We start from the raw sequence: 24,905 nt of genomic DNA on the forward strand, positions 1-24,905 counted from the left end.
AAATTGTAACGTGGTTTCAGTAGAAAATATTAATCAAAAAGATTTTTTAATTACATTAAGTCCAAATAATTCATTAACAAATTTTCAGAGAATTATTTTTTTATCTAGCATATCTTTTTTATGTATATTCATTGCAATTATTTTTTTTATACTAGGAGCAACTTTAATATTGCCATTTGCTGGTTTAGAAGTTTTTTTTGTATTACTAGCTTTTTACTTAAATTTTAAGTGGAGTAGCAAAAGAGAAAAAATATTCTTGTCACAAGAAAAAGTTAAAATTGAAAAAGGGAGAAAACATATAGAATTTAGCTGGGAAGAATTTAGAACTTTTGCGTATTTTAATGTTAACAAAAAAGACATGGATTCTCTAAAATTAAGTTTCACATCTAAAGGAAAAGAAATAGAAATCGGCAGCTTTTTAAATGAAGAGGACAAAAAAAGCTTAAAAAATAATATAAGCGATATTATCAACACTTTAAATTCTCACAACTGAAATTAACACCAATTAGGTAGTTTTTTCTTAATCTCAATTAACTTCAATTTTTTAATTTCTGGTATTCCATTTTTGAATTTAGGAAAAGACTCTCCTTTAATCAAAGGTAATAAATAATTAATAGCTTTTTTTGTGACGTCAAAACCGTTTTTTGAAATATAGGAGCTAGGTAGTTTTTTTTCAACATTAGCAATCTTAGATAATTTTTCTGGCTTAACAGCCCATGAATAATTTTTTTTATTTGTTCGCACAATAATTGGCATCACACCATTTAATCCATTAATAGCATACCTTACTGCATACTTACCTACAGCTTTTGCATGCTCGAAATCTGTTTCTGATGCAATATGTCTTGCACTTCTTTGAAGATAATCAGATACAGCCCAATGATTTTTTAATTTTAATTTTTTAGTAATCAAGTCAGATAAATATGGGGCAACTCCACCTAATTGAGCATGCCCAAAAGCATCTTTTGTTGACGATTCGGATAGAAATTTTCCTTCCACATTTTTTATGCCTTCAGATGCAACGATAACGCAGTATTTATTTTTTTTAACGATCTTAGTAATTTCTTGTAAGAATTTCTTTTGATTAAAAATTATTTCTGGCATAAGAATAATATGTGGAGCATCATTTGAATCTGATCTTGCAAGGGCAGAAGATGCAGCCATCCAACCTGCATGTCGACCCATCACTTCTAAAATAAATACTTTTGTAGAAGTTTCAGCCATTGATTTAACATCTAATGAAGCCTCTTGTATTGATGTTGCAATGTATTTAGCCGCCGAGCCAAAACCTGGACAGCAATCCGTATATGCTAGATCATTATCAACAGTTTTTGGAATTGCAATACAATTTAAATCATAATTCAATTTTTTGCTTATCTGAGAAACTTTTAGAGCCGTATCCGCTGAATCATTGCCTCCATTATAAAAAAAATAACCAATATTGTGAGCTTTAAAAACTTCTATTAATCTCTGGTACTGTTTTTTATCTTCTTCAATTGTACTTAATTTATATCTGCATGACCCAAAAGCACCGCCTGGAATATATTGCAAAGATTTAATATTGGATATCGATTCTTTTGATGTATCAATTAATTCTTCATTTAAAGCCCCGAGAATTCCATTTTTACCAGCATAGACTTTACCGATATGTTTTTTATTTTTTCTAGCTTCAATAATTAATGAGCTTGCTGTTGCATTTATTACAGCCGTAACACCACCAGATTGTGCATAAAAAGCATTTTTCTTCATTTATTTAGTCTCATAAGTTTTGAAATAAAATTAGGTATCGTATTATAACTAATATGAAGATACATATCTTAGGTATTTGTGGTACTTTTATGGGAGGCCTTGCTCAAATACTCCAGGAGTCTGGACATGAAGTATCTGGTACAGATCTTCAATTTTATCCACCGATGTCAGATCAATTAAATTCTATGGGAATTACTTTAATTTCTGGATATGAATCTTCAAATCTTCCTAAAGCAGATTTGTATGTGATAGGAAATGCACTTTCAAGAGGAAACGAATCAGTAGAATATATTTTAAATGAGAAGCTGCCTTTTAAATCTGGCCCAGAAATCTTAGGAGAAATTTTAAAAGAAAAAAATGTTATCGCAGTTTCTGGAACACATGGCAAAACAACCACTGCATATATGATAGCTCATATTTTAAAACAAAATAAGAAGGATATTGGTTACCTAGTTGGAGGCATTTCACCAAATTTTAAGGATTCTGCATCATTAGGTTCAGACAATATTTTTGTTATAGAGGCCGATGAATATGATTCAGCTTTTTTTGATAAAAGATCTAAATTTATTCATTATTCTCCAAATACTTTATTAATAAATAATATCGAATTTGATCATGCTGATATTTTTAAGAACATAGACGACATAAAAAAACAATTTCATCATTTAATTAAAATAATTCCATCACAAGGAAACGTAATCTACTTTGCAGAAGACAAAAATAGTCATGAGCTAATTAAAATGGGATCTTGGTCAAAAAAATTAATGGTAGGAGAAGGCAACAATAAGATCGATTATAAAAATAAAGATTTTTATTATAAAAATAAAAAATATTCTTTATCTGAATTACCTCTTATAGGTGATCATAACTTTAAGAATTATGTATCTGCAATTATTGCAGCAAGCTTGCATTCAATTCCAATTGAAAACTCTATAAATGCTCTAAAAAACTTTGAAGGCGTAAAAAGAAGACTTGAGTTTAAGGGAGCTTTCAAAAATATAAAAATTTATGATGATTTTGCACATCATCCAACTGCCATAGCATATACATCCAACGCAATAAGAACCAAATATAAAAATAAAAAAATTTTAGCTTTAATAGAGCTGGGCTCTAATACAATGTCATCTGGATATCACGGAAATTCAATCATTGATCAAACTCGTAAACTTGATAATACGTTGTGGCTAGACTATAAAAATGTTTTATCAAATAATAAAAAAACTTTTAATAATGATAAAGATTTTATAGAATCTGTTAAAAAAATTGTTTTTGATTATGATATTATTTTGTTGATGACTAATAAAAATAGTCAAAAATTATTAACACCTTTAATTAAGTATATTGAAAAAGAATAATATTCCGTTATTTCCTCTTGGTTTAGTTTCTCTACCAGGAACAATGCAATCTCTCCAGATTTTTGAACCTAGATATATAAATATGGTTAAGTCATGCATGCAAAATAATAGTGGCTTTGTTATTACTTTGAGTACTCAAAAAAATAATGAAACAAATTATGGAATATCCAAAAATGGCACTTATGTTGAGATTATAGATTTTAATAACTTGCCTAATGGATTATTAGGTATAACTGTAAAGTCAATACATAAAGTAAAAATAAATAATATCACTGAGTTGGATGATGGCCTGCATATGGCAGATGCAGAGGCGTTAATTGACCCAGAAGTTGATGACCAGGCTATTTTAGCTGAACATCCTGATTTAATTAATATACTAATGCAATTGGTTAAGCATCCAAAAATCAATGATAAGTATTTAAAAGTAGATTTTAATTCAGCTGATTCTGTAAGTTATCATCTTGCTGGGCTGATACCACTTACTTCAAATGAAAAGCAAAGTTTATTAGAAGCTTTTGATGCAAATCAAAGAATGAAAATTCTATCAAGTTATATAAAAAAACTTTCATCTCAATAGCATCAATTAAACTTAAGAGATTTTTTACCAGATTTTTTTCTTATAGAGTTTATAGTTCTTAATATTATTGATGATTGAATAATTTTTTTTTCTATATTATATTTGCCTGGATAATCGCTCAGAATCATGCCTATAAAAATCGTTAGAATACCTTGGCCTGGTAACACAAGCATTAAAATACCCCCAATTATCAATAAGTAACCAAGTGAGTTTTTAATAAATTTAAAAGCAATCCAATAAAGAAAATATTTTTCTTTTAAGACAGAGCTTTTCTTTTCTTTAAAGTAATTTTCAGGTATCAATAAAACAAGCCATCTAATACTTAGAATGCTAATGATAAATATAGTCAAGGAAACTAGACTTATCCAAAAAATAAAGTTTTTATATGTATTCGTATATTCAAGTAGATTATTTAATAAGCTAATTTCCAAATTACTTACCTTTTTTTTAAAATATGATTTAGTATTAACATTAGAATAAATTGTTTAATTTATAAATCAACTTTGCCAAATAATAAGCTTAAAAAAATCTGCATTAAATCATTAGAAGAAAATAAAGCTAAAAATTTACTTGTTCTTGATGTAAAAAAAATATCTGCTTTTGCAGACTCATTAATAATTGTTTCAGCAACTTCTAATAGACATGCAAAAACTCTTTCTAACAAATTGGTTGATTTAATAAAACTAAACCAACTTTGTATTTTAGGCATTGAAGGAGACGTAGAATCAGGATGGGTGCTTGTAGATTGCGGAGAGATTGTTATAAATATAATGACTAAAGAGACAAGGGATTATTATGACCTTGAAGGACTTTGGGGTGAAAAAACTCTTTTGAACACTTCAGCCTAAATGGTCATCAAAATAATTTCAATTACTAACAAATTATCTAATTGGGAGCATCAAGGCTTGAAACATTTCACAAAACAATTTCCAAAAAGTATAAAAATAGATTTTATAAACTTAAAGAGTCAACAACATGTAAAAAGATCAAAGAAAGAAATTATGCATCTTGAAGAGAAGCTTATTTTGCCAAAATTAGCTAACGTAGACTCTATTATTTCATGGGATTGCTCTGGACAGCAGATAAATTCATTTGAATTTAGTAATTTCATTAAAACAAACATTATAAGTAAAAAAAATATTACATTTATAATTGGGGGTTCTTTTGGTTTAACTAAAAAAATTATTAAAGAATCAGATTTAGTTTTTTCTGCATCAAACTTAACCTTCCCACATAAAATCTTTAAAATATTGGTTGTAGAGCAAATATACAGAGCCTTATCAATAATAAATAATTCGCCTTATCACAAATGATTGATCTTGATGAAAGAAGAATCGAAAAAAAAAGTTTTTTTAATAGACTTCTTTTCATTTATTTAATTTTTGCTCTGCTATTTTTATTTTTTCTAGTAAGAATATATTCATTACAAATCTCAAGCTATTCAAGTTATGAATTAGCATCTTTGCAAAATAAAACAAGAGATTTATTAGTTCAGCCTATTAGAGGTCAAATATATGATAGGAATGGCAATGTGCTTGTAAAAAATGTTTCAAGTTACAACTTAATTATTAAAGCCTCAGAAATACAAAATATTGAAAAATTCATAATAAATATTAAAGAAATCTTGCCATTAAATGATCAAGAAATTGAATATATAAATAAAAATTTTGCAAAAAAAGCTCTTTTTAATAGGGAGCTAACCATAAAGAAAAATCTCTCAAAGGAAGATATTGCAAAATTCGAAGTTAGAAAATTTAATTTTCCTAATGCTTTTATTGATGTTAGATACTCTAGATTTAATATGTATCCATATTTATTTGCACATTCTTTGGGTTATGTTGGTGTAACTAGTGATGAAGAAATAAATTCAATTTTGGATGCTCAAAATTTAACTCAAGTTGAAACTATCTTTAAATATTCAAATGGATTTCTTAAAGGAAAAACAGGAATTGAGAGCACATATGATAATACTTTAAGAGGTGATTTTGGAAAAATAACATATGAGGTTGACGCTACTGGAAGATTTTTAGATGAGGTGAGCTTCTTACCTCCAAATAATGGAAAAAATATATATCTTGCGCTCGACTTAGAAGCCCAGCAAGAAGCTTTTAATCAAATAGATGGAAGAAGAGGTGCAATTGTTGCGGTTGAAATTAATACAGGAAAAATTGTAACTTATTTAAGTTCGCCAACATTTTCAATTAACAAAATTACCAGTGGTATATCAACAAAAGAATTTAATGATTTGCTAAATGATTTAAGTAAACCTTTTTTTGATAGAGCTGGACAAGGTAGATATTCACCTGCCTCAACAATCAAACCCGCAATTGGTTTATATGGTATTGATAATAAAATTATTGATTGGAATTATACAATTGATGATCCAGGATATTTTATTTTACCCGAAGATCAAAGAGTTTATAGGGGCTGGAAAGAAGGTGGTCACGGCATAATAAATTTAAATGATGCAATTGTTGAGAGCTCTAACACTTTTTTCTTTTCACTAGCATACAATTCAGATATTAACTCTTTAATTGAACATTTATCTAACTTTGGTTTTGGTAAAAATGTTTGCGCAGATTGTTTCTACCCAGATAATGCGCTGTTGCCAAGCCCGCAATGGAAAATAAATAACATTAATAGCAGTTGGTTTAAGGGCGACACGGTAAATTTAGGAGTTGGGCAAGGCTATCTTAGCGCTACTCCATTACAATTGTCCTACTATGCTGCTTTCCTTGCAAACAAAGGAAAGTTAAAAAAACTATCCTTTTTAAGTGATTTAGATCAACAAGAGACTCATTCATTAGTTCCAAAGAATATTACAAATAGCGATTGGAACAATCTTCATCAAAGCATGATTGATGTAATAGAGCATCCCAAAGGAACTGCAAAAAGACTTAAAAAAAACAAAGAATTTATTGTAGCTGCAAAATCTGGAACCGTAGAACTAGTAAGTTTAGATAGTAAAGAAGATTATGAAATTGTTAGAGAAAACAAAGGTAAAAGGGATCATGCAATAATTGTAGCATTTGGCCCAATGCCAGATCCTAAATATGCAGTAAGTGTTGTAATTGAGAATGGTGAAAGTGGTGGTTCTGTCGCAGGCCCAGTTGCAATAGAAGTTTTGAAAAAATTGATAAAAGAATGAAAATATTAAAATTTAAAAATTTTACAATTTATTTTGATCAGTATTTGTTTATTACGATATCTTTAATTTCTGTAATGGGATTATTTTTTCTCTACAGTGCTTCTCAAGGAAACTTAAATATCGTTATTAAGCAGGCTATGTTTGTCGCATTTGGTTTATTCTTAATGTTTTTTGTTAGTCAGCCCGATCCAGATTTTTATAAGAATACTTCTAGCTTATTCTTATTAATATCTTTCATATTAATTATTATGACAATTTTTTTTGGCAAGGAAATGAATGGAGCAAAAAGATGGCTTAACTTTGGTTTTTTTACTCTTCAAACTTCTGAGATAATAAAAATATCTCTCCCAATTTTTTTAGCATCTTATTTATATAGCAAAAAACTTCCCATTAGTTTAAAAAACGCATCTATTTCAATAACCTTAATAGTTATAATTTTTTTATTGGTTGCAAGCCAACCAGATCTAGGAACCAGCATAGTAATTTTTTTAGCTGGTATGTATATATTATTTTTGGCAGGATTAAGTTGGAGGTTTATTGGCGCAGCATTTGGAATTTTAATTTTATCAACGCCTTTTTTATGGAATAACTTCTTAGAGCCTTTTCAGAGGCAACGTATCCTTACTTTATTAAATCCAAATGAAGATCCTTATGGAACTGGATGGAATATAACTCAATCAAAAATTGCAATAGGCTCTGGAGGAATAAATGGCAAAGGATATCAAGAAGGCTCTCAAGCATATTTAGATTTTCTGCCGGAAACAGAAACAGACTTTATTTTTGCTGTAATTGCGGAGGAATTTGGTTTTCTTGGAGTTTCAGTAATTTGTTTATTGTTTTTCTTTATTTTAGTTAGGTGTTTATATTTAGCATATAACGCTCGTGATAGATTTTGTAGATTGAGTATTGGAGGGCTTAGCTTAATTTTTGCTTCAACGCTTTTTATAAATCTAGGTATGGTGGTTGGCATTATTCCAGTTGTAGGCATGCCATTGCCATTTATAAGCAAAGGAGGGTCATCTTTGCTATCATTCTATATTGCTTTTGGAATAATTATTTCGATGGCAACACATAAGAAGTTAATGCAAAGATGAGAATAATTCTAATAACAATTTTTTTTATATCTCAGCTTCAATCTGATTATTCCAATCATCCAGAAGCTGAAGCTATAATTGAAGAGCTTGTAAACAAACATAATTTTGAGAGCACTTACGTCATAGAAGTCTTATCCAAAGCTAAAAAACAACAAAAAATATTAGATGCCATCTCTAGTCCAGCTGAATTCACACTAACTTGGGATAGATACAAAAAAATATTTATTGAAGAAAAGAGAATTAGAAATGGAAAAAAATTCATTAATGATAATTTGCTGATACTTAACAAGGCCGAAAAAGAATTTGGTGTCCCAAAAGAAATTATTACAGCTATTATTGGAGTTGAAACTAGATACGGATCAATACAAGGAAGGCATAAAGTTCTAGACAGCTTAACAACTCTTGGTTTTGATTATCCAAAAAGAGCAAAGTTTTTTAAAAGTGAATTAATAAATTTTTTTCTATTAACAAGAGAAAATGATATAGATATTTTAAATGTAAAAGGATCTTATGCAGGTGCCATGGGTTATGGTCAATTCATATCATCTAGCTATAGAGCATATTCAGTTGATTATAATAATGATGGGATTAGTGATTTATTTTCTTCGACTGAGGATGCAATTGGAAGTGTTGCAAATTATTTATATGTCCATGGATGGAAAAGGGAAGGTAAAATTGTTACAAAAGTTTATCCAAATAATGTTAGAAAAGTATATAAACCAAATAAAAATCTTTCAAAATTTATTCCATTAAGTTTTAATGAGGACGAAAAAGAAATTTATTTTGTAGGAGATGATAATTTTGTTGCTATAACCAAATATAATATAAGTCATTTTTATGCAATGGCTGTTTATTATTTGTCAGAAGAGTTGAAATTATGAAATATTTACTATTAGTTTTTTTATCCTTTGGGAATTTTTTATTTTCTCAAAATTTTATTCCTAATTCTCCTGAATTAGACGTTAAAAGTTATATCCTCTATGAGCCTAATACTGGAAAAATAATTGCAGAATATAACTCTGACGAATTAATTGAGCCTGCAAGCATGACAAAAATTATGACAAGCTATGTTCTTGCAGAACAAATTGAGACTAATTTATTGGATTTGAATGAAGAAGTAAAAATTAGTGAGAGAGCATGGAAAGTTGGGGGATCTTCAAATTATTTAGAACCAAGAGATAAAGTAAATGTAGACCAACTAATTAAAGGAATGATCGTAGCATCAGGAAATGATGCTGCAGTAGCTTTGGCTGAAAAGGCTGGTGGAACTGAAGATGGGTTTGTAGACATCATGAATGCTTACGCAAAATCAATGAACTTATCAAATACTAATTATGTAAATTCTACTGGTATGCCAGAACCTAACCATTATACTAGCGCCAAAGATCTTTCTATTTTGACAGCAAACTTGATAAAGGATTATCCTGAGCACTATTCATTATATAAAGAAAAATATTTCACTTGTGAAACATGCAGATGGGGTAAAAGACAAAAATCAACGAATATACTTTTATGGCAAGATGATTCTGTTGATGGAGTTAAAACTGGTTTCACAGAATCAGCTGGCTGGTGTTTAGTTTCATCAGCCGAAAGAGGATCAATGAGATTGATTTCAGTTATTGCCGGAGCTGAGGACGAAACATCAAGAATTCAATCAACAAGAAGGCTTCTTGAGTATGGGTTTAAATTTTTTGTTACTCAAAAAATATTAGATGCAAATGAAGAATACAAAGAGGTCACTGTATGGGGAGGTCAAGATGATACGCTAGCTTTGGGCGTGGCAGATAATGTCTCTATTACAATTCCAAGAACTAGTTTTAAAGATCTTAAAATAAACTACACATTTAAAAATAACATTCAAGCTCCAATAAGCTTTGGTCAAAAAATTGGTACAGTAGATATACTAAGCAATGATCAAATTATTTTATCTAAAGATTTAGTTGCATTAAAAGATATTCAAGCAAAAGGTTTTTTTGGAAGACTATGGTCTAAATTTGTTTTATGGATATTTAGTTTATTTGGAATGACAGATAGTGAATCAAATTAATGCTTTCTACAATGGAGTATTTGATTTACTCGAAAATATCAAGGTATCGCCTTTAAGTAGAGCATATACATTTTCTGATAGTGTCTATGAAGTAGTTCCATTTGTGAGAGGTAAATCAATCGCGCACTCATTGCATATGGATAGATTAAAAAAAAGTTCTAAAAATTTAAATATTACTTTTAACTTGAACTTAGTAAGTTCTGAAATAAAAACTTTAATTGACAATTGCAAAAGCAAAAATGGATACGTTTACTATCAAATTTCTCGAGGAATAGATGAAATAAGGTCGCACATTCACTCTTCAAATATTACTAATGAAACTTTTGGATATGCAAAGCCATATGAATTTAAAATAAAAGGAATTAAAGTTCTGATGTGTGATGATTTGAGATGGGGTAGATGCGATATAAAATCAACTTCTTTGCTTGGAAATGTAATGCAAATGAATGAGGCAAGTAAATATAATTGTGAGGAAGTAATAATGTTTAAAGGAAAAAATATTACAGAGGGCGGTGCGTCTAATGTATTTTTTGTTAAAAATAATGAAATATGTACTCCTTCTTTATCTTCAAATATTTTGCCTGGCATAACAAGATCTTTGCTTATTGAAAATCTCAAGAAAAAAAATATAGTTGTAAATGAGAGTAAATACACACTCAAAGACATAAAGGAAGCGTCATCAATTTGGTTTACTAGCTCAACCAAACCAATTGCGCCAGTCATAGAAGTTCGAGATATTAATAAATCATTTGATCTAAACGATGATCTTTATTTAGAAAGTTTAGACATCCTAAAGGAAATCTACTTTATTTAGCAGTCAGCTTAAGAACCAACATGCTTATTTCATTCCAAAAATTCTTTTGACTTAAGCCTTTAACTGCAAGATCGAGTTCGAAAACTTTTTTTTGAATTTTGATTAGTTCATTATGGTTAAATCCATTGATAAAATTTAAATATAGAGTAATTTTATTTTGCCAAACTCCAGATTCTTGTAAGCTTTTTTTGGGATAGCTGCTTGTTACAGCACTTATAGATGTATTAATAATTTTTCCAATTATCCAAATTAAAAGAGGGCCATAATGATCTTCATTCTTTTTTATAGTATTGAGTATTCTTAAAGAAGATTTAGCATTTTTGTTAATGATTGCGTCTTCCAATTCAAATGGAACAAATTCTGAAGAGTCATTGAATTGTTTTATAGGAATTTCTGACTTAGAAAGATTAAGCAGTTTAAGCACTTCAATTTCATTTTTTTGTGCTGCTAAATTCCCAACATTCATATTTGAAATAATTTCAACGTATTCATTTACTTTAGTATCTTGCAAAAAATTTAACTTGCTTTTAAGCCAAATTTTTTCTTCGAAGGATTTTAATTTTTTGCATTCAATTATTAAGCCTTGAGCATCAATCTTTTTTATGAGTTTAGTTGTTTTAGATATTTTTTCAGCTTGTGAATTGATTATGATGGCAATATTTTTAGATACTAACCCCTTTTTTTCAAAAACCATATTTAAAGAATCTGGTAATCTACCCTTAGCAAGCTCAATATCAATTATCGTTTTTGATCCAAACAATGAGCCACTAGAATTCTCAATAATAGTTTTTTCAATCTCATTAATCTGACTTGAATCTAAAAAAATCTTTTCAGAAAAACCTGATTTCTCCAAAAATTTTTTAATCATCTTTTTTGATTCATTTTTTAGAACTATCTCAGACCCGTAAATAAAATATATTAAAGGTGATTTATCAATATATTTATTTAACGATGTAGCTTCACAAATCAAATGTATCGACCTCTATTATAATTTTTTTTATAACATCATTTTGTAGTTCTTTTTCTAAAATTTTTATCATTTCATTTTCTGCAAGTGGATTTAGCTCATTTGTTTTATACCTTCGAATTGAAACGATACTTTTTCTAATCTCTTTTTTATTATTTTTAATTAACAGATTCACTGAAAGTTTTATTTCACCCTCTAATGCTCTTATAGATGGACTTCCAAATACTTCATATTTACTCATACGATAGTCATTTATTTCTGCATCCAGTAAATTAGAATAAGTATTATTTGATTTAAAAGCTGAAGAGATACTCAATGGAATTGAATTATCAAAATTAAAATTAACAAAGTTTGAAGAAGTTCCAATTTCTAATTGTTTATAGTTACAACCAAATAATAGGAATAATGAAAATAAAGAAATAAAAATAAACTTCATAAATATATATTAAAGCCGATTTCTCAGATAACAAAATTTAATATCTTTTCTTCAATGTAGATAACTTTTTTAATTTTTTTGTTTTGAAGATTTGAACCAACATTTTCTATTTTTTTAGCAAGCTCTTCAATTTGATTCTGACTTGTATCTTTCATAATCTTAATCTTTCCCCTTACTTTTCCATTTATCTGAACTACTAATAAAAAATCCTCTTTTTTAATTAAATCTTCATCAAATACTGGCCAAGAGCTTTCAATATTTCCTAGTTCTTTTTCGTCAAAAAATCCATCCCACAGATGTTCTGATATGTGAGGTGAAATTGGGTAAAGCATTTTTAATATTGAAATTATAAGTTCATTTAAACAATATTTTTGATTTTCATTGGCATCATCTTTTTTGAAATCATCCGGTATATAATTTAGTAACTCCATTATTGATGCGATAGCTGTATTAAAACCAAATCTGCTCTCAAAATCATTTGTTACTTTTCTTATTGTTTCATGTGTTTTACGCCGCAAATCTCTCTCATTTTGTGTAAAAGACTTTGGTATTGAAATTTCACTATACTTTTTAGTGACTACCAGCGACCATATTCTTTTTAAAAATCTATATGCACCTTCAACTGATGATTCAGACCACTCTAAGCTTTGTTCGGGCGGAGCAGTAAACATCATATAAAGTCGTATCGTATCAGCCCCATATTTATCAATGTAAGACTGAGGATCAACAGTATTCCCCTTTGATTTTGACATTTTTGCACTATCTTTAAGAACCATACCTTGCGTAAGTAATTTTTTGAAAGGTTCATCTCCCTTAACCAAACCAAGATCTCTCATTGCTTTGTGAAAAAATCTTGAATATAACAAATGAAGAATGGCATGTTCTATCCCTCCTATATAGAGATCTACGGGAAGCCAGTATTTTGAATTATCATCAAATATTGAGGATTTATTTTCAGAAGAGGTAAATCTAGCATAATACCAAGACGAATCCATAAATGTGTCAAATGTATCTGTTTCTCTTTCAATATTTGAAGAGATTTTTTTAAATGAGTCATTTTGGCTTAGTGGAATTGGCCCAGTTCCTTTTTTAAGTTTAGGAAGCTTAATTGGTATATTGTCATCCTCAACAAGTTTAGGTATTCCATCTTCATAAATCACAGGTATTGGACAACCCCAGTATCTTTGTCTACTTATACCCCAATCCCTCAATCTGAATTGTATTAATGGATTTCCAAGATTTTTATTTATTAAGTCACTAATAATTTTTTCAGACGCATCGTCAGAAGTCATACCATCATAAATATCAGAATTAATTAAAATACCTTTATTAATAATTGGAATAACCTCCTCTTTATTATTTGTTGTAATTACTTGTGGTATTTCAATATCATACTTTTTTGCAAATTCATAATCCCTTTGATCATGACCAGGCACACCCATTACAACACCAGTCCCATATTCTAATAAAACAAAGTTACCAATCCATAGAGGCAATTTATTACCTGTTAATGGATGAATAGCATTTATTTGAGTTTTAATACCTAACTTTTCAGCTTTAGCCATGTCTGCCTCAGCAACTTTTTGTTTTTTACATTTCTCTAAGAACTTTTTTATATCTTTATTTTCTTTTGCTAGCTGTATGGATATTTCGTGATTTGGAGAAATTGCGAGAAAGCTCACCCCAAAAATAGTGTCTGGTCTTGTGGAGAAAACTTTTAGGGGACTATCTGATTTATCTACCTTATATATTATTTCTGCACCTTTTGACTTACCTATCCAATTTCTTTGCATTAATTTTACTCTTTCCGGCCAGTCAACGTCATCAAGAGAACTTAATAATTCTTCAGCATAATCAGTAATTTTTATAAACCATTGATCAATTTCCTTAATTACAACTTTTGCGCCTGATCTCCATCCTAAACCATCTATGACCTGTTCATTCGCTAGAACAGTTTCATCGACGGGATCCCAATTAACCAAAGCTTTTTTTCTGTAAATCAAATTATTTTCATAAAATTTCTTAAATAAATGCTGTTCCCATTTAAAATAATTTGGGTCGCAAGTACTTAGCTCTTTAGACCAGTCGTAGCCAAGACCCAGAGAAATCATCTGTTTTTTCATATATTTTATGTTCTCATTAGTCCATTCTTGTGGAGTTACATTATTTGCAATTGCTGCGTTTTCTGCAGGTAGACCAAATGCATCCCAACCCATAGGCTGGAATACATTGTAATTATTCATTCTTTTAAATCTTGAAATTACATCACCAATTGTATAATTCCTCACATGGCCCATATGTAATTTACCAGATGGATAAGGAAACATTGAAAGACAATAAAATTTTTCTCTGTCGTCAGGTTTGGCTTTAAACCTTTCTTCCTTGATCCATTTGTCTTGAACAAGAGCTTCTATTTTTTTGAAATTATATTCAGGAACCATATTTTTATAAGTTATTTGACAATATCTATTGTTCGAATTTCTTTATCACTATTTCTTCTTCAGTTGATTTAGATTCATCATTTTTAATATTTTTTTTACTTAATCTAACTGACGTATCTCCATCTTTTACTTCAATTTCTGCCAAGTTAGACTCTTGAAGCATTTCTATTAAAGTTTTTATCTTTCTTATATCCATATTTTTATCTAAAGTTTCCTATAACTTCTTTTAGGGCATTTTCATAACCATCGACGCCTTCTCCAATAAAAGACTTTTCAGCAATATCTGAAAAAAATGAATTATGTCTAAATTTTTCTCTTTTATATATATCAGTAATATGAACCTCATAAAAAGGTATTTTGGTTGCCAAAAATGCATCTCTCATTGCAATACTGGTATGCGTAAATGCCCCAGGATTTATAATTATTGCTGAATAACCTGATGTTTTCGCATCTTGTATCTTGTTAATTAACTCATGTTCTGCATTAGACTGAAAAGACTCAACTACGCAATCATTCTCCTTTGCAGTTTTCTCAAGTTTTGATATGACTTGCTCAAGAGACTTCTCACCATAAATATCATTTTCTCTTTTTCCCAAAAGATTTAAGTTTGGTCCGTTTAAAACTAAAATTTTCATAATGTTGACTTTAACAGATTTTAAATAGATTTAAGAGATTTTAGGATTGAATAAGTATCTTTTGCATGGGATAACAAAAACCTGATTCAGAACATCCTTGAAAATGAATTTCAAATTTTGCTTTTAAATTTTGTTCAGGTTTGATTTGAATTATAAGCTTATTCTTAATAATCTCGGTTTCACCAAAAAATGGATCTGTGTACATAATTTTATTATCATCAAGAATGTCAAAATTTACTGAACCAGTCTCTAAACTTTTAACTTTTATGGAGTCACTGTAGAGGTAATAGCCTTTCTTTATTTGCCATTCAACTGCAATCTTATTTTTATTAATTATTTTTTTTACCACAAATGCTTCATTGGCTGGTAATATCTCTCCCTCTTTAAATATATTTTCTCCAATTATTGGAAGAATTAATGTATAAGATAAGAGAATAAAAATTACATTTCGCATTTATGCTAAAAGAATAAGCTTGTATTTCCATAAATGAAAGAATTTTTAAAAAAAATGTTACGTAAATTTATATTAAAGAATTTCTTTTATATGCCAAACTGGGTATTTAATTTAATTCCTTTTTTTAAAGCGCCATCGAGAAGAAATCAGTTTCTTGATAATCAATCCTTCGTATTTCTTAAATTAATGCCAAAGATTAAATTTAAAGAAATGTCTTATGAAGCTATAAAAAAAATGAGAGATCTTATTATTGACAGAAGAACAAAATATCCTATATCAGAAGAAATTCAAAATGAATTAAAAAAGACAGATCATTTAATTGAAAATAAACAATTAACCATAAGAGAGTACGAACCTGAAAAAATTAAGTCAAAAAAAGTAATTCTATATTTTCATGGAGGTGGTTACGTTCTAAATTCAATTGATACTAATGACCCTATGGTCAGTTATTTTTCTGAAATTTTGGGAGTAAAAATTTTCTCATTGGGATATAGTCTTTCGCCAGAATCAAAATTTCCAAAAGCAACTTTAGAAGCCGAATCTGCATTTCAATGGTTAATAGACCAAGGTTATTCTAGTAAGGATATAAGCTTATGTGGAGATAGTGCCGGAGCTCATTTGGCTGCATCCTTAGTGCATAAACTTCTCGAAGAAAAAAAGTCACTGCCTTGCAACCAATTTTTAATTTATCCGATGTGCGATCCTAATTGTAAATCAGATTCACATAAGGTTTTAAATGATGGATACGTTCTTGATCAAGAATCAATGTTATGGTTTTGGGATAAATTAAAAAACTCTGATGATGATTTAATAGATCCTAAATTCAATTTGTTAAAGATAAATAAATGGGATGAAATGCCTAAAACTATAATTATTACAGCTGGTTTTGATCCACTATGGGATGAAGCAGAAGACTATGCTTCGATTTTGTTAGAGATGGGCGCAGATGTAAAACAATTTCATTATCCTGGTATGTTTCATGGATTTGTATCAATGACTAAATTACATGAACCAAAAGCAGCTGTTTTAGACTTCTTGAATGAATATAAAAAAATATTATGACGCTATTAGATATAAAAAATTTAAGTGTTGAATTCCATACAAGACAAGGTAATTTTATAGCTGTAGATGATATATCTTTTGAAATTAATACTAATGAGACTTTAGCGCTTGTAGGTGAATCAGGTTCAGGAAAATCAGTTACAGCAATGTCTATACTTCAATTACTTCCTAGACCTCAGGCTGAGTATTCTAAACTTTCTTCAATTCAATTTCAGGGAGATGAAATTATAAATGCGTCTGAAGAGAAACTTTTAAGTATTAGAGGAAATATTGTTTCAATGATCTTTCAAGAACCAATGACTTCTTTAAACCCTTATCACAAAATTGGCAATCAAATATCAGAGTCAATATTGTTGCATTCAGACATTTCAAAAAAAGATGCAAAAATAAAAACACTTAATTTAATGAAATTAGTAGAAATAGATTCAGTTGAGAGACGATATGATTCATATCCTCATGAGCTTTCTGGAGGACAAAGACAAAGGGTTATGATTGCAATGGCATTGGTCAATGAACCTAAATTATTGATTGCAGATGAACCTACAACAGCATTGGATGTAACCATTCAGGCACAGATACTAGATTTAATGAATAAACTTAAAAATGAGCTAGGAATGTCAATATTATTTATAACTCATGATCTTGGATTAGTTGAAGAGTTTTCAGACAAAGTTTGTGTTATGAAAGATGGAAAAATAGTTGAAAAAGGGCAAACAAAAGAAGTTTTTAATAATCCAAGCCATTTTTATACACAAAAACTTTTAAATGCTGAACCAAAAGAAAAACAAGAGCTAGTAATGAATGAGCAAAGTTTAATACAAATAAATAATTTAAATGTCTATTATCCAATCGTTTCAAAAAATTTATTCAAAAAAGAAAATTTTCATGCATTAAAAAATATTTCACTCAACATTCAAAAGAATTCTACAGTAGGCATAGTTGGTGAGTCTGGTTCAGGAAAATCTACTCTAGGCAAAGCAATAGCAAATTTAGTAAATTATGAAGGAAGTATTATTTTCAACAATACTGAACTCAATTCAAGATTATCTAAACAATCTAAGAGCGTTAAAAAGCATATTCAGATTGTATTTCAAGATCCATATGGATCATTATCTCCCAGAATGACTATTAATGAGATTGTTGGCGAAGGACTTGATGTTCACTTCAATTTATCAAAAAAAGATAGAAATATAAGAATTGATAGCGCACTTGATGATGTTGGAATTGAAAATTCATCAAAAAATAAATATCCTCACGAATTTTCTGGAGGTCAAAGACAAAGAATAGCAATAGCTAGATCGCTAGTAATGAATCCTGACTTTATAATTCTTGATGAACCAACTTCAGCACTTGATAGATCAATTCAAATCCAAGTTATAAATTTACTTAAAAATTTACAAGAGGAATATGGCTTAACTTATTTATTTATTAGTCATGATTTAAAAGTAATAAGGTCAATGTCGGATTATATTTTTGTAATGAAGGATGGAATGATAGTAGAATCTGGTTCCTCGGATAGCGTATTTGAAGAACCTAAAGAGGATTACACTAAAAAATTGCTATCAGCTGCGTTAAAATATGCAGCTAACTAAAGATAAAATTAGAAAATTATAGAAATGGCTAATAGAAAATATTCAAAAACTCTGGTTGATGGACCAAGCCAAGCTGCATCTCGATCAATGCTCAGAGGAGTTGGTTTCAAATCAGAGGATTTTGAAAAATCTTTTGTTGGAATTGCTTCAACTGGAGCAAAGGTAACTCCGTGTAATATGCATATCAATGAGCTAGCTGAAATTGTAGAGGAATCTATTAATTTAAATAATGGTAAAGGTGTTCTTTTTAACACAATTACCGTATCAGATGGAATTTCGATGGGAACTCAAGGCATGAAATACTCTTTAGTCTCAAGAGAAGTTATTGCTGATTCTATTGAAACAGTTGTAAATTGCTTGGGTTATGATGGTCTAATTGCAATTGGAGGCTGTGATAAAAATATGCCTGGTTGCTTGATAGGTATTGCAAGATTAAATAGACCTTCAATTTTTGTTTATGGCGGCTCTATAAAACCAAGCGAAGAAAATACAGATTATGTTACAGTTTGTGAAAAAACTGGTGAATTTTCAAAGGGTAGCATTCCAGAATCTGATCTAATTCATGTTGAAAAAGTTTCCGTCAAGGGTCCAGGATCTTGTGGTGGCATGTATACAGCAAATACAATGGCATCTGCTATTGAAGCTTTAGGTATGAGCCTTCCAGGAAGTAGCAGTCAAGATGCAATATCATCTGAAAAAAAACAAGATTGTGAAGATGCTGGATTAGCAATAATGAAACTTTTAGAAAAAGATATTAAGCCAAAAGATATAATGACAAAAAAAGCATTTGAAAATGCAATTACAATGGTAATTGCACTTGGTGGATCGACTAATGCAGTTCTTCACTTACTAGCAATGGCAGACGCTATTGGAGTAGACCTTTCATTAGATGACTTCACAAGAATTGGAAAAAATACTCCTGTTCTTGCCAATCTGAAACCTTTTGGTGATTATTTTATGTCTGAATTAAATGCAAAAGGTGGTATTCAACCTTTGATGAAAATGTTGCTTGATCATGACATGCTTCATGGTGATTGCTTAACTGTCACAGGTGAAACATTATCAAAAAATCTTGAGACCATAAAAAGTTATGATCAAAACCAAGAGATCATAAGTACTTTGGATAGTCCTATAAAAGCATCAAGTCATCTGAGAATTTTATATGGTAATTTAGCTGAAGAGGGAGCTGTTGCAAAAATCACTGGAAAAGAAGGAACTTCATTTGAAGGTAAAGCTAGAGTATTTAATTCTGAAGAAGAAGGAGTAAACGCAATCCTTTCAAAAGAAATTAAGGAAGGAGATGTAGTTGTAATTAGATATGAGGGTCCAAAGGGAGGTCCAGGAATGAGAGAAATGCTTAAACCAACCTCGGCAATCATGGGTCAAGGATTGGGAGACAAGGTTGCCTTTATAACTGATGGAAGATTTTCTGGAGGAACACATGGTTTTGTTGTTGGCCATATAACTCCAGAGGCAGCAGATGGTGGAAATATAGCTTTGATTGAAGATGGAGATGTCATTTTAATTGATGCAAAGAATGATCAATTAAGTCTTAAAGTTTCAGATGAGGAAATAAAGAAAAGAAGAAATAGCTGGAAAAACCCAAAAGACACGCCCACCAAAGGTGTTTTAGCAAAATATGCAAAAAGTGTAAAATCTGCAAGCCTTGGTGCTATAACTGATTAAAAAAATGAAAAGAAAATTCCCTAACTCAAGACTCAGAAGGCTCAGACTTAATTCTTCAATAATTGATCTTGTAAGTGAAAATACTCTTAACTCAGCTGATTTAATTCAACCAGTTTTCGTAAAAGAAAATCTAAATGGTTCTGAGCCAATTGAATCAATGCCAAACGTTAATAGGTATGGTATTGATAATATTTTAAAAGAAGTTGAATCAGTAATATCTTCTGGTATTAAAACTATTGCTATATTTCCAGTCATTGATTCAAATAAAAAAGATGATCTTGGCAAAGAGGCGTTAAATGAAGAAAATATTATTTCAAAAACAATAAAACTAATAAAAAAAGAATTTCCTGAATTAGTAATAATTGCTGATGTTGCATTAGATCCATACACATCTCATGGGCATGATGGGTTGCTAATCAATAATTATGTTGATAATGATGCAACTTTAGAATCATTAGTTTCACAATCCTTAATACTTGCAGCTTCTGGAGCAGATATCATTGCACCTTCAGATATGATGGATGGAAGGATAGGAAAAATAAGAGAAGCTCTAGAAAATTCAAATTTTAAAAATACTTTGATTTTGTCTTATGCTGCAAAATATAATTCGAAATTTTATGGACCTTTTAGAGACGCAGTGAATTCCTCATCAAATCTTGGCAAATCCTCTAAATCATCCTATCAAATGTCTCCAGCAAATAAATCTGAAGCTATGCACGAAGTAGCAATGGATATTGAAGAGGGCGCAGACATTGTGATGATAAAACCCGGCATGCCATATTTAGATATTTTATCTTCAGTAAAAGAGACTTTTAAGATACCAACATTTGCTTATCAAGTAAGTGGAGAATACAGCATGTTAAAACTTGCTATAGAAAAAGGTTGGCTTGATAAAGATGTTATACTAGAAACATTAGTATGTTTCAAAAGGGCTGGTGCGGATGCAATACTTACATATTTCGCAAAAGAAATTTCAATGGAGATAAATAAAAATGAGTGACGTAACTGCTATTATTAATGAAGAACAATTTACATCAGATGTCTTGCAATCTGAAAAACCAGTTTTAGTTGATTTTTGGGCTGAGTGGTGCGGTCCCTGTAAACAACTATCTCCAACAGTTGAAGAAGTTGCGTCTGAACAAAAAGATAATCTCAAGGTATGTAAAATGGATGTAGATACTAATAGAGAGGTTGCTGCAAAATATGGTATTAGATCAATTCCAACACTTATAATTTTTAAAAATGGGGAACCTGCGGGCACAGAAATTGGAGCTTTAACTAAAGAACAGCTTGAAGTATTTATAAAAACAATAGTTTAAATTTATGCAATAAACTTTGCATCTTAATAAAAAAAGTTCTATTATTTTGATATCTAGGACTAATAGGCTCCCAAACACTCAGTATTTATACGTTAAGAACACTTTATATAATTAATGAATCTTACAGAAATAAAAATTAAATCAATTAACGAATTGGTAGGTATTGCTACCGATCTTGGTATTGAAGATGTTGGTCGCTTAAAGAAACAAGACATAATTTTTAAAATTTTTAAACACAAAGCCTCAGAGGGAATCGATATTTATGGTGGCGGTGTTTTAGAAATTTTAAATGATGGCTTTGGTTTTTTAAGATCACCAGAAGGGTCATATTGTGCTGGGCCTGATGATATTTACGTTTCGCCAAGTCAAATTAGAAAATTTAGTCTTAGAAAGGGTGATTCTGTTGCAGGAAAAATTCGAACCCCTAAAGATCAAGAAAGATATTTTGCGATGGTGCAAGTTGACACTATTAATGGTGAGGAGCCTACTAAAACTAAAAATAAAATTCTTTATGAAAATTTAACACCTCTTTTTCCAAATGAAAGACTTTTACTTGAGCAAGGCACTGGTTCAAATGAAGACCTTTCATCAAGAATAATTGATTTAATAGCTCCAATAGGTAAAGGTCAGCGTGGTTTGATTGTATCGCCCCCAAAGGCTGGTAAAACGCTGATGCTTCAAAGTATCGCACATTCAATTAAAAGTAATAATCCTGAAGTTGAGTTAATAGTTTTATTGATTGATGAAAGACCTGAGGAAGTTACTGAAATGTCTAGAACTGTTAAAGGCGAGGTTGTAGCCAGTACATTTGACGAACCGCCTTCAAGGCATGTTCAAGTTGCAAATATGGTAATTGAGAAGGCAAAAAGACTTGTGGAACATAAAAAAGACGTTGTTATACTTTTAGATTCGATCACCAGATTGGGACGTGCATATAATTCTGTGCAGCCAGCATCAGGAAAGATATTAAGTGGTGGTGTTGACTCTAATGCTCTAGAAAGACCAAAAAGGTTTTTTGGTGCTGCTAGAAACTTAGAGGAGGGTGGAAGTTTAACAATCATTGCAACCGCATTAGTAGAAACTGGTTCGAAAATGGACGAAGTCATTTATGAAGAATTTAAAGGAACAGGTAACATGGAAATTCATCTTGAAAGAAAAATTGCTGAAAAAAGAATTTTTCCAGCCATCAATATTAGAAGATCTGGGACAAGAAGAGAGGATCTTTTAACTGCAGAAGATGAATTGCAAAGAATGTGGGTTCTCAGAAAAATTCTCGACGATATGGAGGATGCGCAAGCAATTCAGTTTTTAATCGATAGATTAAAATCGCATAAAACAAATGACGAGTTCTTTTCATCAATGAAAAATGGCAATGGTAAGAAATCAACTAAGTAAATTTTTTATTGATTTCTCAACATCATCAGAAAAATAGTCTATTAAGTAAGCTTCGAATCCTAAAGTATTAATAAAACTTTTAATTCTTTCAGATATCACAAAATATCTAGCCCTTAAATCTCGAGAAAATATCTCTTCAAAAAAAATTTTTGCAGCAAAAGTACTTGGAAATATAATCGCATCTGATTTCTTAAATAATTTTTTTATTTCTTCATAACTATCAAATTTCATTCTTTGGTAGCAAATAATTTCGTGAACTTGCGCATCATTTTTTATTAAATAATTAAATATTTTATTTAGTCCGCCCAAACCTTTAACAATTAAAAACTTTCTATTTGATAGATTTTCCTTTAGTAGCTCACTAAGAGCAAAAGATCCAGGAAAAACAGGACTTACAGAATCAATCCCTTTGTCTGCAAGAGATTTTTTTGTAGATACTCCCATCGAAAAAACTCTTTTATGCTTTAATAAATTAATGTCATTAAAAAATTCTACAGACGGAGTACTTTGAAAAATAATATCCGTGTAATTCTTTGATTTCAATTCATAACTTAATGGCTCAAGCTTAAAAAGAGGAATGTTCTTTATGGCGCCCTTGTTATAAGGACTTAAAGTATTTACTGTTCGTGTATCAATTATGTTCATTTAACAATTCTAAGCCGCCTTTTTCTTTAATTGTTTTTATTGCATCACTCACTTTGTTTGCATAAAAATAAATATATCTATTTCTACCGTATATTTCTCCAACAATATCTGTTGAAGATTCATCACATTTTACTTCTAAAGCAATAGCAGAATTACAATCGGCATTTAATTCTTTTAAGACCTCATGGCCAGTTTTTATTTCTTTAGTTCTGTTTATATCGTAAGTAGACATATCTAAATTGTATTTTTCTTTCATTTCTCTCATAGCGCCACTCCACATTTCTCTTACATGCTCTGATTCAGTTTTCCATTGCACAGCCAAAGTACCCTGAGCAAAGTTTGTGTAATGTTGTAATCTTATAAAATTTAATTCTTTATTTATCAAATCTAATCTTCTTAATCCAGCTTCAGCAAGAATAATACAATCACATATGCCATCTTCAAGTTTTTTCAGTCTAGTTGTAACGTTGCCATTAAGAGAAACAATATTTGAAGCATTTAGATGATGCTTAGCCTGCATTTGTCTTCTTAAGCTTGATGTCCCAATTCTTAAATGCTCTTTAAAAATTGGATCCAAATCTTTTCGAAAGATTAAAACATCGTTTCCTATTTGTTTTTCTTGAGAAAAATAGGATTGAGCAATTGTAGGAGATTGGATTGCAGGAAGGTCTTTTGCAGAATGAATAGCAACATCGACTTCTCCTTTTAGAATTAATTTTTCAATGTCCGATATAAAATTAAGTTTATCGAATTGAGTTTTTCCCTCATTACTTAATTTATCGCCTTTTGTTGTAACTTTTATAATTTCAAAATCTTTAATTGATTGATAATCAAGAAATTCATCAACCTGCAGTAATGCTAATTTTGAGGATCTAGTAGCTATTTTAATTGTCATTTTTTTGAATCAATATTGCTCTTACATCTCCAATATTTTTCTCTTTTAATATTGAAAAATTATCAGGCATATTTATGTTTATGAACTTACTATGTTCTAGATAGATTTTACAGGAAGATTTTAATTTATTATATTTTGAAAAAAATTTTAAAATTTTTTCTTCATAGTTTGCACTGAAAGGAGGATCTAAAAAAATGAAATCAAAATCAGATAAATCAAAGTTTTTAATCCAAATAAAAGCATCCTTCAGAAATATTTTTGGTAAATTTTTTAATTGAAGTTCTTTAATTGTCTTATTTAAGTTTAAGAAGTTTTTTTTATTTATTTCAACGAAGACCAGCTTTTTAGCGCCCCTTGAAATAGCTTCAATACCTATAGAACCAGAGCCTGCAAAAAGATCTAAGCAATTAGTACCTGAAATTTCAAACTGAAGCCAATCAAATAAAATTTCTTTTAATTTGCTTGTTGTTGGTCTTAGGCTTTGACTATTCTCAAATACAATTTTTTTACCTTTAAGCATTCCCGAGGAAATTTTAATTTTTTTCTTCATAATGTAAATTAAACACTCTTATTTAAAAATAAATCAAAGTATAA

General features: G+C 29.8%; 26 protein-coding genes and 1 pseudogene. 16 read left to right on the forward strand and 11 right to left on the reverse strand.

All coding sequences use genetic code 11. The features are described from left to right. The first annotated feature begins 10 nt into the window (after window positions 1–10). Window positions 11–493, forward strand: coding sequence for a DUF2244 domain-containing protein (locus M9C80_00605; protein URQ69694.1), 483 nt, complete (start codon window positions 11–13; stop codon window positions 491–493). A 2-nt stretch (window positions 494–495) separates the two neighbouring features. Here M9C80_00605 and M9C80_00610 read toward each other — a convergent pair whose 3' ends face one another. Next, window positions 496–1,749 (reverse strand): 6-phosphofructokinase, encoded by a 1,254-nt coding sequence (locus tag M9C80_00610; protein URQ69695.1) that lies wholly within the window; start codon window positions 1,747–1,749, stop codon window positions 496–498. An 89-nt stretch (window positions 1,750–1,838) separates the two neighbouring features. Between M9C80_00610 and mpl the strand changes: the two genes are divergently transcribed. Both mpl and M9C80_00620 read left to right on the forward strand, forming a co-directional pair. Next, window positions 1,839–3,104 (forward strand): UDP-N-acetylmuramate:L-alanyl-gamma-D-glutamyl-meso-diaminopimelate ligase, encoded by a 1,266-nt coding sequence (mpl, locus tag M9C80_00615; protein ID URQ70182.1) that lies wholly within the window; start codon window positions 1,839–1,841, stop codon window positions 3,102–3,104. Beyond that, window positions 3,091–3,681, forward strand: coding sequence for an LON peptidase substrate-binding domain-containing protein (locus M9C80_00620; GenBank protein URQ69696.1), 591 nt, complete (start codon window positions 3,091–3,093; stop codon window positions 3,679–3,681). The genes mpl and M9C80_00620 overlap by 14 nt, the downstream gene beginning before the upstream one ends. Before the next feature lie 2 nt (window positions 3,682–3,683). Here the strand turns inward: M9C80_00620 and M9C80_00625 are convergent, their stop codons facing one another. Next, window positions 3,684–4,112 (reverse strand): PGPGW domain-containing protein, encoded by a 429-nt coding sequence (locus tag M9C80_00625; GenBank protein URQ69697.1) that lies wholly within the window; start codon window positions 4,110–4,112, stop codon window positions 3,684–3,686. A 72-nt stretch (window positions 4,113–4,184) separates the two neighbouring features. Between M9C80_00625 and rsfS the strand changes: the two genes are divergently transcribed. Genes rsfS through M9C80_00660 form a run of 7 tightly spaced genes read left to right on the forward strand, consistent with a single transcriptional unit; the run spans window position 4,185 to window position 10,784 of the window. Further along, window positions 4,185–4,529: a ribosome silencing factor gene (gene rsfS, locus M9C80_00630; protein URQ69698.1), complete on the forward strand. Its 345-nt coding sequence runs from the start codon at window positions 4,185–4,187 to the stop codon at window positions 4,527–4,529. Continuing rightward, complete coding sequence (locus M9C80_00635) at window positions 4,530–4,994, forward strand: 23S rRNA (pseudouridine(1915)-N(3))-methyltransferase RlmH (protein ID URQ69699.1); 465 nt, start codon at window positions 4,530–4,532, stop codon at window positions 4,992–4,994. Then, window positions 4,991–6,829 carry a penicillin-binding protein 2 gene (mrdA, locus tag M9C80_00640; protein ID URQ69700.1) on the forward strand — a complete coding sequence of 613 codons (1,839 nt, stop codon included), beginning with the start codon at window positions 4,991–4,993 and terminating at the stop codon, window positions 6,827–6,829. Before M9C80_00635 ends, mrdA begins: the two co-directional genes overlap by 4 nt. Continuing rightward, window positions 6,826–7,923 carry a rod shape-determining protein RodA gene (gene rodA / locus M9C80_00645; protein ID URQ69701.1) on the forward strand — a complete coding sequence of 366 codons (1,098 nt, stop codon included), beginning with the start codon at window positions 6,826–6,828 and terminating at the stop codon, window positions 7,921–7,923. The genes mrdA and rodA overlap by 4 nt, the downstream gene beginning before the upstream one ends. After that, on the forward strand, window positions 7,920–8,804 hold the full coding sequence (gene mltB, locus M9C80_00650; GenBank protein URQ69702.1) for a lytic murein transglycosylase B: 885 nt from the start codon (window positions 7,920–7,922) through the stop codon (window positions 8,802–8,804). Before rodA ends, mltB begins: the two co-directional genes overlap by 4 nt. After that, window positions 8,801–9,970, forward strand: a complete 1,170-nt coding sequence (locus M9C80_00655; protein URQ69703.1) for a D-alanyl-D-alanine carboxypeptidase — start codon at window positions 8,801–8,803, stop codon at window positions 9,968–9,970. Before mltB ends, M9C80_00655 begins: the two co-directional genes overlap by 4 nt. Further along, the gene (locus tag M9C80_00660) at window positions 9,957–10,784 is read left to right on the forward strand and encodes an aminotransferase class IV (GenBank protein URQ69704.1); all 828 of its coding nucleotides are present in this window, start codon (window positions 9,957–9,959) and stop codon (window positions 10,782–10,784) included. Before M9C80_00655 ends, M9C80_00660 begins: the two co-directional genes overlap by 14 nt. On the opposite strand, the gene M9C80_00665 is transcribed toward M9C80_00660, so the two are convergent. From M9C80_00665 to M9C80_00690, 6 genes and pseudogenes are all read right to left on the reverse strand, one after another. Next, window positions 10,777–11,652, reverse strand: coding sequence for a DNA-directed DNA polymerase (locus M9C80_00665; GenBank protein ID URQ69705.1), 876 nt, complete (start codon window positions 11,650–11,652; stop codon window positions 10,777–10,779). The two genes, M9C80_00660 and M9C80_00665, sit on opposite strands and share 8 nt — an antisense overlap. 91 nt (window positions 11,653–11,743) lie before the next feature. After that, a complete protein-coding gene (locus tag M9C80_00670; protein URQ69706.1) occupies window positions 11,744–12,187 on the reverse strand; it encodes a hypothetical protein in 444 nt (147 codons plus the stop codon). 23 nt (window positions 12,188–12,210) lie between these two features. After that, window positions 12,211–14,628 carry a leucine--tRNA ligase gene (gene leuS, locus M9C80_00675; protein ID URQ69707.1) on the reverse strand — a complete coding sequence of 806 codons (2,418 nt, stop codon included), beginning with the start codon at window positions 14,626–14,628 and terminating at the stop codon, window positions 12,211–12,213. A gap of 94 nt (window positions 14,629–14,722) precedes the next feature. After that, window positions 14,723–14,824, reverse strand: a pseudogene (locus M9C80_00680) (acetyl-CoA carboxylase). A gap of 4 nt (window positions 14,825–14,828) precedes the next feature. After that, window positions 14,829–15,263: a type II 3-dehydroquinate dehydratase gene (gene aroQ, locus M9C80_00685; protein URQ69708.1), complete on the reverse strand. Its 435-nt coding sequence runs from the start codon at window positions 15,261–15,263 to the stop codon at window positions 14,829–14,831. 40 nt (window positions 15,264–15,303) lie between these two features. Then, on the reverse strand, window positions 15,304–15,717 hold the full coding sequence (locus M9C80_00690) for a protein-disulfide reductase DsbD N-terminal domain-containing protein (GenBank protein ID URQ69709.1): 414 nt from the start codon (window positions 15,715–15,717) through the stop codon (window positions 15,304–15,306). Between the two features lie 90 nt (window positions 15,718–15,807). On the opposite strand from M9C80_00690, the gene M9C80_00695 reads away from it, so the two are divergent. The 6 genes from M9C80_00695 (at window position 15,808) to rho (ending at window position 22,771) form a co-directional block, all read left to right on the forward strand. Continuing rightward, window positions 15,808–16,779, forward strand: coding sequence for an alpha/beta hydrolase (locus M9C80_00695; GenBank protein URQ69710.1), 972 nt, complete (start codon window positions 15,808–15,810; stop codon window positions 16,777–16,779). After that, window positions 16,776–18,371 carry an ABC transporter ATP-binding protein gene (locus M9C80_00700; protein ID URQ69711.1) on the forward strand — a complete coding sequence of 532 codons (1,596 nt, stop codon included), beginning with the start codon at window positions 16,776–16,778 and terminating at the stop codon, window positions 18,369–18,371. Before M9C80_00695 ends, M9C80_00700 begins: the two co-directional genes overlap by 4 nt. Before the next feature lie 24 nt (window positions 18,372–18,395). After that, window positions 18,396–20,057: a dihydroxy-acid dehydratase gene (gene ilvD / locus M9C80_00705; protein URQ69712.1), complete on the forward strand. Its 1,662-nt coding sequence runs from the start codon at window positions 18,396–18,398 to the stop codon at window positions 20,055–20,057. Window positions 20,058–20,061: 4 nt separating this feature from the next. Continuing rightward, a complete protein-coding gene (gene hemB / locus M9C80_00710) occupies window positions 20,062–21,057 on the forward strand; it encodes a porphobilinogen synthase (protein ID URQ69713.1) in 996 nt (331 codons plus the stop codon). Further along, entirely contained in the window at window positions 21,050–21,376 is a 327-nt protein-coding gene (trxA, locus tag M9C80_00715; protein URQ69714.1) for a thioredoxin, read from the forward strand. Before hemB ends, trxA begins: the two co-directional genes overlap by 8 nt. Window positions 21,377–21,490: 114 nt before the next feature. Beyond that, on the forward strand, window positions 21,491–22,771 hold the full coding sequence (gene rho, locus M9C80_00720) for a transcription termination factor Rho (GenBank protein URQ69715.1): 1,281 nt from the start codon (window positions 21,491–21,493) through the stop codon (window positions 22,769–22,771). Here the strand turns inward: rho and M9C80_00725 are convergent. From M9C80_00725 to rsmD, 3 genes are read right to left on the reverse strand one after another with little or no spacing between them, the layout of a single operon-like run. Beyond that, the gene (locus tag M9C80_00725; protein URQ69716.1) at window positions 22,760–23,416 is read right to left on the reverse strand and encodes a uroporphyrinogen-III synthase; all 657 of its coding nucleotides are present in this window, start codon (window positions 23,414–23,416) and stop codon (window positions 22,760–22,762) included. The two genes, rho and M9C80_00725, sit on opposite strands and share 12 nt — an antisense overlap. Next, window positions 23,403–24,311, reverse strand: a complete 909-nt coding sequence (hemC, locus tag M9C80_00730) for a hydroxymethylbilane synthase (protein URQ69717.1) — start codon at window positions 24,309–24,311, stop codon at window positions 23,403–23,405. The genes M9C80_00725 and hemC overlap by 14 nt, the downstream gene beginning before the upstream one ends. Further along, window positions 24,301–24,861 carry a 16S rRNA (guanine(966)-N(2))-methyltransferase RsmD gene (gene rsmD, locus M9C80_00735; GenBank protein ID URQ69718.1) on the reverse strand — a complete coding sequence of 187 codons (561 nt, stop codon included), beginning with the start codon at window positions 24,859–24,861 and terminating at the stop codon, window positions 24,301–24,303. Before rsmD ends, hemC begins: the two co-directional genes overlap by 11 nt. Between the last annotated feature and the right edge of the window lie 44 nt (window positions 24,862–24,905).

Source organism: SAR86 cluster bacterium, from assembly GCA_023703615.1.
Classification (GTDB): Bacteria; Pseudomonadota; Gammaproteobacteria; order Magnimaribacterales; family D2472; genus MED-G85.

Coding starts and splice junctions, on each gene's coding strand:
- M9C80_00610 (URQ69695.1), bottom strand. CDS start 1,749: ATGAAGAAAAATGCTTTTTATGCACAATCTGGTGGTGTTACGGCTGTA.
- mpl (URQ70182.1), top strand. CDS start 1,839: ATGGGAGGCCTTGCTCAAATACTCCAGGAGTCTGGACATGAAGTATCT.
- M9C80_00635 (URQ69699.1), top strand. CDS start 4,530: ATGGTCATCAAAATAATTTCAATTACTAACAAATTATCTAATTGGGAG.
- mrdA (URQ69700.1), top strand. CDS start 4,991: ATGATTGATCTTGATGAAAGAAGAATCGAAAAAAAAAGTTTTTTTAAT.
- rodA (URQ69701.1), top strand. CDS start 6,826: ATGAAAATATTAAAATTTAAAAATTTTACAATTTATTTTGATCAGTAT.
- mltB (URQ69702.1), top strand. CDS start 7,920: ATGAGAATAATTCTAATAACAATTTTTTTTATATCTCAGCTTCAATCT.
- M9C80_00655 (URQ69703.1), top strand. CDS start 8,801: ATGAAATATTTACTATTAGTTTTTTTATCCTTTGGGAATTTTTTATTT.
- M9C80_00665 (URQ69705.1), bottom strand. CDS start 11,652: ATGATTAAAAAATTTTTGGAGAAATCAGGTTTTTCTGAAAAGATTTTT.
- M9C80_00670 (URQ69706.1), bottom strand. CDS start 12,187: ATGAAGTTTATTTTTATTTCTTTATTTTCATTATTCCTATTATTTGGT.
- leuS (URQ69707.1), bottom strand. CDS start 14,628: ATGGTTCCTGAATATAATTTCAAAAAAATAGAAGCTCTTGTTCAAGAC.
- aroQ (URQ69708.1), bottom strand. CDS start 15,263: ATGAAAATTTTAGTTTTAAACGGACCAAACTTAAATCTTTTGGGAAAA.
- M9C80_00690 (URQ69709.1), bottom strand. CDS start 15,717: ATGCGAAATGTAATTTTTATTCTCTTATCTTATACATTAATTCTTCCA.
- M9C80_00695 (URQ69710.1), top strand. CDS start 15,808: ATGCCAAACTGGGTATTTAATTTAATTCCTTTTTTTAAAGCGCCATCG.
- M9C80_00700 (URQ69711.1), top strand. CDS start 16,776: ATGACGCTATTAGATATAAAAAATTTAAGTGTTGAATTCCATACAAGA.
- ilvD (URQ69712.1), top strand. CDS start 18,396: ATGGCTAATAGAAAATATTCAAAAACTCTGGTTGATGGACCAAGCCAA.
- hemB (URQ69713.1), top strand. CDS start 20,062: ATGAAAAGAAAATTCCCTAACTCAAGACTCAGAAGGCTCAGACTTAAT.
- trxA (URQ69714.1), top strand. CDS start 21,050: ATGAGTGACGTAACTGCTATTATTAATGAAGAACAATTTACATCAGAT.
- rho (URQ69715.1), top strand. CDS start 21,491: ATGAATCTTACAGAAATAAAAATTAAATCAATTAACGAATTGGTAGGT.
- M9C80_00725 (URQ69716.1), bottom strand. CDS start 23,416: ATGAACATAATTGATACACGAACAGTAAATACTTTAAGTCCTTATAAC.
- hemC (URQ69717.1), bottom strand. CDS start 24,311: ATGACAATTAAAATAGCTACTAGATCCTCAAAATTAGCATTACTGCAG.
- rsmD (URQ69718.1), bottom strand. CDS start 24,861: ATGAAGAAAAAAATTAAAATTTCCTCGGGAATGCTTAAAGGTAAAAAA.